The following is an 8,014-nucleotide window of genomic DNA, read 5'->3' on the forward strand; positions in this document are numbered from 1 at the left end:
GTTGTTTAGCTAATTCTAAAAGTCCTAATTTAGGTTTAATAATTTTGGCAGTTTGATTCATTTCTGACTCTCCTTTTGTGTTATAAAATAACTCAAACGTCAGATTAAGTAAAGACTATTGCAACCAAAAACAACCATAACTCGATTCATCATGCCGTCTAAAAAATAATCACGAAAGATCAACACGCCCTAATAAATTGGATAAAAATTTTATTCGTACAGTACAAGGTTATGGTTATCAACTTAATGATGGATGTTGATAACTCGATTAATTTAAATTAGATAATTAAATTATGATTTCAGAATCACTTAGTAATATACGCCACAGTATTCGTTGGAACCTATTTTTTACTTTGGATTCTATCATGTTGGTTTGTCAGATTATTACTGTCCTTTGGTTATGGCACGAAAGTAAAGAACAAATAGATGTATTGGTTAATTTGACTCTAAGTCAAAATAAAATTGATGAAGTTGTTGAAGAAGAAGAATTAGAAGCGATTTTTGTTTTGTTCAGCCTTTTCTATGATGGCAGTAACACTATTTTTAGCGTACAAAGCGATCAGGTGGATCACAAAACCGTTGGAAATTTCAGAGAAAGATCTTAATCAACGTACTGAAGAGAATCTAAAACCCATTTCGCCAATTAGCAATATGCGTGAAATTAAATCGATTACATCTGTATTGAATAATCTTTTTATTAGGCTGAGTACAACATTATCTCAAGGACGTCTTTTTACCTCCGACGTAGCGCATGAAATGAGGACACCTTTAGCAGGCATTCGTTTACATCTAGAATTGTTAGAAAATAACAATAACATTGATTGCACAGAGTTAATTGATCGTATAGATCGATTAGTCAGTACTGTAGAACAGCTATTAATGCTTGCTCGAGCTAGTCAAAAGTTTACTGTAGGACAGTATCAACATATTAATTTTTATAATGATATTATGATTCCGCTGTCTGATGAACTAACAGAATTGACTTCACAAAAACAGCAACAGCTTGAATGGTATTTGACTGATAAAGACCTTATTTTTAATGGTGATGCAACCTTAATAAGACTATTAGTACGTAATTTAGTTGAAAATAGTTATCGCTACAGTCCTGAGAACACTAAAATTGTGGTAAGTTGTTACAAAATTAAAAAAGATATCATTATTACTGTAGAAGATGAAGGTAATGGCATTGATGAGTCTAAAAGCGAAAAACTGACCCAAGCCTTTTTTCGTATGGATCGCAAGCATAATGGTATTGGGCTTGGTTTAAGTATAGTCAACCGTATTGCTAAATTACATCAAGGTCTATTTACCTTAAAAAATAGACCTAATAATGTAAAAGGTGCTATTGCACAATTGAGGATTACTGATTCACTTCGTCAACTAAACGAGTGATTAATTTATTGTTGCTATTTTCTTTAATAATGGATGTTAAAAAACGTTGCCAAGTTCGTTCAATTTTGGTTTTAGCAAAAAAAGGAATGTAATTGGCAATAGGAATAAGAGTTGAATTACCGATATTATCGATAATAATTAAGCGACTTTTATCTGCACTTAAGTGTTGAAACAAAATATTTTTGCTTTTTATTGTCATTGTAATAATACGATCTTTTAATAAGGCTGATTTCAAGTTTCTTAATGAAGTAACTAAATCATCATAATATTGCTTAGTTAATTTTTTATCAGCGAGGTATTTTTCAAGTGGTATAGCTACTTCACCGGTATAATCTCGGATGAGTTGGAAAACATGGCCTTTGCCATAATTGGTTGAAACTGGACCGTAATATTTTGGTATTGCATCGAATGAAACATTACGTCTAATTAGATGTTTATAATAAGAAATTTCTCGATCAGTTTCTTCTTCAGCACCAACATTATAATTCACTTTGATACACTTATTGGGATCATTTGGATGACGATAACATTTTCGGTGCAATCCTCTGCTAATATAATCTTCTATTGAAAGTTGAATTGTATTGCTCATTTATTTAAATATTTTGTTATTTAATGTTGATTTTAGTTTATCAGTAAGCGTTCCTTCTCGCTATGATTTTTTATTTTTACTCTAGCGCTTTTATAAAATTTCTGTATAATATTGCCACCCACGTTACGACAACGTTCTTCCCAACGTTGTTTTCGGTTGTCAATATTAGTATAACCACTCGAAGGGGTGAGTTAATTAATGGTAACAATCAAAAAGTGTAAATAAATCAAATGATTTATTAACGTGAGATTAATTAAAAATTGGATAATTACGAATGAGTACTTTTTCAGCTAAACCGGAAACAGTTAAACGCGACTGGTATGTTGTTGATGCAGCAGGTAAAACGTTAGGTCGTTTAGCTACTGAAATCGCAAGCCGTTTGCGTGGTAAACACAAAGCAGAATACACACCACATGTTGATACAGGTGATTATATTATCGTTATCAATGCAGAAAAAGTTGCTGTAACAGGCAAAAAACGCACTGATAAGATCTATTATCGTCATACTGGCTACATCGGTGGACTTAAAGAAGCGACTTTTAAAGAGATGATTGAGCGTCATCCTGAACAAGTCATCGAAATTGCTGTAAAAGGCATGTTACCGAAAGGTCCTCTTGGTCGTGCAATGTACCGTAAACTAAAAGTTTATGCTGGTAGTGAGCACAATCATGCGGCACAACAACCGCAAGTATTAGATATTTAAGGGGATAAAAGATGGCTGATAATCAATATTACGGTACAGGTCGCCGCAAAAGTTCTGCTGCTCGTGTATTTATCAAACCAGGTAGTGGTAACATCGTTATTAACAAGCGTTCTTTAGAGCAATACTTTGGTCGTGATACAGCTCGTATGGTTGTTATGCAACCGTTAGAGTTAGTTGAAATGACTGACAAACTTGATCTTTATATCACTGTTAAAGGTGGTGGTATTTCAGGTCAGGCTGGTGCGATTCGTCACGGTATTACTCGTGCGTTAATGGAATATGATGAAACTTTACGTTCTGCGTTACGTCAAGCAGGTTTTGTTACTCGTGATGCACGTCAAGTTGAACGTAAAAAAGTGGGTCTACGCAAAGCTCGTCGTCGTCCTCAATTCAGCAAACGTTAGCAGCAATATTACAAAAACGTTACAATTTTGTTTCAAAACCCAGCAAATGCTGGGTTTTTTTATGCTGATTTGGTTAATTAAAAAGCTAAACTACGTAGGTTAAATATTTTTAAGAATTAAGATTATTTAGGAAATAAATATTATTTAATATTATTAGGTTAACTAATTTAATAAATCCTATACTTAAGCACATGTTTTATGAAACTGCTTGTCAAAATTAGGGCTTGAGGAAAAGAATTAAAGAAAATTTATTTTTTTTTAACAATTTTGTTATCCAATTTGTTAGAATAGACGGCAACTAGACTTATTTTAATTTTATAAATTTGGAGTGGATATGGTTGTTGCTGTTAATAAACGTTCTGTAATGACATTATTTTGTGATACAACAGATATTTACGGGCATCAGATTCGTTTTGTTCTGGCAGAAAAAGGGGTAACTGCGGAAATAGAGTTTGTAACGGCGGATAATTTACCACAAGAATTATTGGATCTTAATCCTTATGGCTCAATTCCAACTCTAATTGATCGTGATCTTACGTTATATGAACCGCATATTGCGTTAGAATATTTGGATGAACGCTTTCCACATCCACCATTGATGCCTGTTTATCCTATCGTTCGCGCTAATTCACGATTAACAATGTACCGTATTAAAAAAGAGTGGTATAGTGCATACGAAACAATTATTGCTGATCCTAATAGTGATGCCGCTAAAACAGCACGAAAAAATCTTCTTGATGATCTTGTTTCGATTTCGGTTATGTTTAAAGAAAAAGATTATTTTATGAGTGATGATTTTTCATTATGCGATTGTTACTTTGCGCCGTTACTTTGGCGTTTGCCATTGCTTAGTATTGAATTACCAAAAGTAGCTGAAAAGAGTTATTTAGCTTATATGGCGAGAGTTTTTGAACGCCCTGCTTTTATTAATTCATTAACTGAAGCAGAAAAAAAGATAAGATCATAAACAATTAAATTTATCTTTATTTACGATAATTTTAGCCAAGGTAGCCTTGATGGAACTTGAACAAATGACGCCACGTCGCCCTTATCTATTTAGGGCTTTTTATGACTGGATTTTGGATAATGATTTAACACCTTACATTGTGGTTAATACTTCTGTATATGGAGTATTAGTGCCACAGGAATTTATCCAAAACAATCAAATTGTACTGAATATTGCCCCACAATCAGTTGGTCAATATTTGGCTACTAATGAACAAATTGAATTTAATGCTCGCTTTTCTGGTGTGCCACAACATATTGTGGTACCAATGGCTGCGATTGAGGCAATTTATGCTCGTGAAAATGGCGTGGGTATGGGATTTGAAGATGAACCACAATATAGTATACAGAGTGAATCTTTGTCCTCACAATCTAAATCTAAATCAAAACCTAATCCATTTCGTGTTGTAAAATAATTTGTCATATTGTTGATTAACGGTGATTCGCTATGATGTATGAAGTAGATTTATCGTTGATTATGTTAAAAATAGCGAAAAAATAGTAGATGAATGAGTAATGAAATCGAATTAAAGTTTGAAATTAATACTAGTGATATTGCTAATTTAAGATATTTTCTAGAACAATGGGCTGATAGCGACGAAGTTGAATTTTTAACGATATCACCAGCAAAAAACAGTTCTACAAAACTCAATTTGACTAGTACCTATTATGACACAAGCGATTATTACCTACGTAATAATCAGTGTGGATTGCGAGTAAGGGAATGCGAAAGTGATCACGAAAAAGAGTTTGAAATCACCTTAAAGCGAGATAGCAAGTCTGTGTTTGGATTACATGAGCGTGCTGAATTTAATGTTGACTTACCTAATTCAGAACCCAATTTAGCTGTATTACCACATATGGCATTACCCTATAATTGCGATATTGAGCGGTTACAACGAGATTTATTACCATTGTTCAGTACTGATTTCAAAAGGCAAACTTGGTTAATTTCTTTTGCGAGTAGCGAAATTGAGGTAGCACTAGACCAAGGGGAAATTAAGTCAAACAAAAAAGTTAAAATCATTCAAGAAGTCGAATTAGAACTCAAACAAGGTAATAAACAAGACCTGTTTAATTTTGCTCTTGAATTAAGCCGTTTCCATTTGCATCTTTTTTCACAAAGTAAAGCTGCTAGGGGCTATTGTTTACTGAAAAATGCATCACTTAAAACTTGTCAATTTGATTTTCAAGCCCATCAAGATCTAGCAAGCCTGTTAAGATTTTGGCAACAAAATGAAGAATATGCATTAGAAGTTAATGATTTAGAGTTATATAAACAAACGCTAAACCAAATAAATTATATTCTAATAGATAAAAATCTTCCTTTTGAGCCTGAATTTACACAATGGCAAATGGCATTATTGACTATTAACTCTGTAAAAGAATTTGCTTTTAGTGAGATTAATACAAAGTTCAGGCTTATGTTGATCGCAAATATGACTATTAATCAATGAAATAAAAAGTAAAATAATGAAGCTTTCTTTTTTTAAATTACCGTTCTTGTTTTTGCTGTTTTATGGGGTGCTAGATAGCACTTTTTTAGTTGGACGAGAACTTCTTGTTGAGAATATGGTTTTTAGCTATGCAAAGGTTAACCCATATATTTGGGACGATTCTTTTTTATCATTAATTATTCATATAGTTTTGCCTAATACTTTTAATCAGTTAGCAAATCTGGTTTTAATTTTTATTACTTCAGCCATAATCTTGCACAAGAATTCGGTCTATCGAGTCAATAAAAAGAATCTGCTTTGTGTGTTTTTGATTGTTTTTTTTATAATAATAGGTATCAATGGTTATCAGGTGATATTTGAGCGACAGGTTCTTGGATTTTTATATTATGCTATAGCGCCATATTATTTTACTTATATAGAAAGCCTCTATATAGGCATATTTAGATTAGCTTGTTATATTTGGATAATAATGGCGATTTATTTAGGGATAAAACTACTGCGAACAGCTTTCGTAACAGAGCCAAATATGATTGTATTATCCTCGGACAATAGTCAAAAAACTCATTTATCTTTATTTATTCTATTATTTAATTTTTATTATCTATCTATTGTCTTATTTTGCTTAAATTTCTTTTTTGTTCCTAAAGATCCTCTGGATTCTATAGGTCCCCTTGAATACCATATTAGAACTATTATTTTTTATTCAGTTTTTTTATTGATTGTAAATACGATTGGTTATTTTGTTTTGCGAAAACAATTTAAAACTGTTTATGATAATTTACAGGTGAAGTCATTAATTTCAAGTTCTGTCATTGCTTTTGTGTTAACATCGTTGGCAGCAATAATTGTTTTATTTTTCAATATATATTGTCTGAAATGGTTTGATGAGGTTGCAGATTCATTAACAGACAGCGAAATAATGGTTATTGTTATAACAGATATTATATTATTTCTTCTTATTTTATGTGCAATAGGTTCGGTAGTTGTTAGTAAAACAGCAAAAGCATTTTTTGGAAAAGAAGTTAATTTATCCAGTTTTGTTGAGTCAAAGTAAGAATAAAATTTGTACAAATTAGTTTATTGGTAACATTTTTACATTAATTATAATAGGCATTGTTCTATAATAGACAAGGTTGCCTTATATTAATTGCAAGAATTGTTGCCTGAAATTTTTACTTTTTTCGGTATGATATTTTTTTATCTATACAACAATATAATGACGGTTTTTATTAGGATATATGGTTATATATAGCTCCAGTAAAGGTCTTTTTACTCCAAAAAGACTTTGCACCTATGGTAATATAAAATAAAGGGTTTAAAGAAGTTGTATATTCTTTATGAATCATTCCTAAAAACAATACTCAATTAAAAATCATCTCATCATTTTCGATACTTTTTTATTTTGTATATAAAATACTATATAACTTACAAAAGTTACTTATAATATATTCTTATTTTGCTGATATTATTTTGTGAAGAAATTTCTAAGAGAGCTTGCTTATGTCAGAATTTAACCTTCCAGTTTCTTCTTTGTTTGAACAACAAAAGCAAAAAGTTGCCTCTCAACTTAAACAATGTCAATCAAACGAAATACAAGCTAATCTAGATATTTTAGTGCGAAGTAATTTTTTGGTAGATGCATTTTATCGATTTCCTAACTGGCTAACAGAAATCAGCCAAAATCCCCCACAGGCAGATGAAAGACAGTATTACCAAACTTGGTTAAATGAAAAATTAATAGCAGTTTCAGATGAAACTGAATTCATGAAGATTTTAAGGCAATTTCGTCGTTATATTTTAGTCCGGTTAGCATGGTCTCAACTAGTTCATATCAGTAATGATGAGCAGATTTTATTACAATTAAGTGAACTAGCTGAGGTGATAATTGTTACAGCTCGTAATTGGCTTTATGAGCTTAGTTGCAAAGAGTGGGGGACACCTTACAATGCTCAAGGTCAGACGCAGCCACTGCTGATTTTAGGTATGGGAAAATTAGGTGGTGGAGAACTTAATTTCTCGTCCGATATTGATTTGATTTTTACCTATCCCGAACATGGACAAACACAAGGAGGACGGAGAGAGTTAGATAATGCTGTATTCTTTACACGTTTGGGACAACGTTTGATCAAAGCGTTAGACCAAATTACAGAAGCTGGATTCGTTTATCGCGTTGATATGCGCTTGCGGCCACTTGGTGATGGTGGACCTTTGGTGCTGAGTTTTTCTGCTATGGAAGATTACTATCAAGAACAAGGGCGCGATTGGGAACGTTATGCAATGGTTAAAGCTAAAGTGCTTGGTGATCAACAATCTCCTTATGTCAGTGAGCTTTATCAAATGTTAAAACCATTTGTTTATCGTCGCTATATTGATTTTAGTGTTTTACAATCATTGCGTAATATGAAAAGCATGATTGAACGTGAAGTGCGTCGTCGTGGTTTAAAAAATAACATTAAGCTTGGTG

The 8,014-nt window shown here is 32.3% G+C and carries 9 protein-coding genes and 1 pseudogene; 9 read left to right on the forward strand and 1 reads right to left on the reverse strand.

Annotation, left to right across the window (positions count from 1 at the left end; genetic code table 11):
• The first annotated feature begins 365 nt into the window (after positions 1-365).
• Both J6569_RS10825 and pmrB read left to right on the forward strand, forming a co-directional pair.
• Positions 366-605: a hypothetical protein gene (locus J6569_RS10825; protein WP_208610486.1), complete on the forward strand. Its 240-nt coding sequence runs from the start codon at positions 366-368 to the stop codon at positions 603-605.
• Entirely contained in the window at positions 526-1,392 is an 867-nt protein-coding gene (gene pmrB / locus J6569_RS10830; protein WP_296318444.1) for a two-component system sensor histidine kinase PmrB, read from the forward strand. The genes J6569_RS10825 and pmrB overlap by 80 nt, the downstream gene beginning before the upstream one ends.
• On the opposite strand, the gene J6569_RS10835 is transcribed toward pmrB, so the two are convergent.
• Positions 1,361-1,981 carry a YrbL family protein gene (locus tag J6569_RS10835; protein ID WP_296318433.1) on the reverse strand — a complete coding sequence of 207 codons (621 nt, stop codon included), beginning with the start codon at positions 1,979-1,981 and terminating at the stop codon, positions 1,361-1,363. The two genes, pmrB and J6569_RS10835, sit on opposite strands and share 32 nt — an antisense overlap.
• 274 nt (positions 1,982-2,255) lie before the next feature.
• Between J6569_RS10835 and rplM the strand changes: the two genes are divergently transcribed.
• The 7 genes and pseudogenes from rplM to J6569_RS10870 form a co-directional block, all read left to right on the forward strand.
• On the forward strand, positions 2,256-2,684 hold the full coding sequence (rplM, locus tag J6569_RS10840) for a 50S ribosomal protein L13 (RefSeq protein WP_034901369.1): 429 nt from the start codon (positions 2,256-2,258) through the stop codon (positions 2,682-2,684).
• Positions 2,685-2,695: 11 nt separating this feature from the next.
• Complete coding sequence (gene rpsI, locus J6569_RS10845; protein ID WP_034915459.1) at positions 2,696-3,088, forward strand: 30S ribosomal protein S9; 393 nt, start codon at positions 2,696-2,698, stop codon at positions 3,086-3,088.
• A 334-nt stretch (positions 3,089-3,422) separates the two neighbouring features.
• Positions 3,423-4,055 carry a glutathione S-transferase N-terminal domain-containing protein gene (locus J6569_RS10850; RefSeq protein ID WP_296318436.1) on the forward strand — a complete coding sequence of 211 codons (633 nt, stop codon included), beginning with the start codon at positions 3,423-3,425 and terminating at the stop codon, positions 4,053-4,055.
• 49 nt (positions 4,056-4,104) lie between these two features.
• On the forward strand, positions 4,105-4,509 hold the full coding sequence (locus tag J6569_RS10855; protein WP_296300808.1) for a ClpXP protease specificity-enhancing factor: 405 nt from the start codon (positions 4,105-4,107) through the stop codon (positions 4,507-4,509).
• Between the two features lie 93 nt (positions 4,510-4,602).
• Positions 4,603-5,550, forward strand: coding sequence for an inorganic triphosphatase (locus tag J6569_RS10860; protein WP_296318438.1), 948 nt, complete (start codon positions 4,603-4,605; stop codon positions 5,548-5,550).
• Positions 5,551-5,566: 16 nt separating this feature from the next.
• A complete protein-coding gene (locus J6569_RS10865) occupies positions 5,567-6,604 on the forward strand; it encodes a hypothetical protein (protein WP_296318440.1) in 1,038 nt (345 codons plus the stop codon).
• Positions 6,605-7,158: 554 nt separating this feature from the next.
• A pseudogene (locus tag J6569_RS10870) lies at positions 7,159-8,014 on the forward strand (bifunctional glutamine synthetase adenylyltransferase/deadenyltransferase); the annotation flags it as partial.

Source organism: Gilliamella sp. (genome assembly GCF_024104075.1).
GTDB lineage: Bacteria > Pseudomonadota > Gammaproteobacteria > Enterobacterales > Orbaceae > Gilliamella > Gilliamella bombi.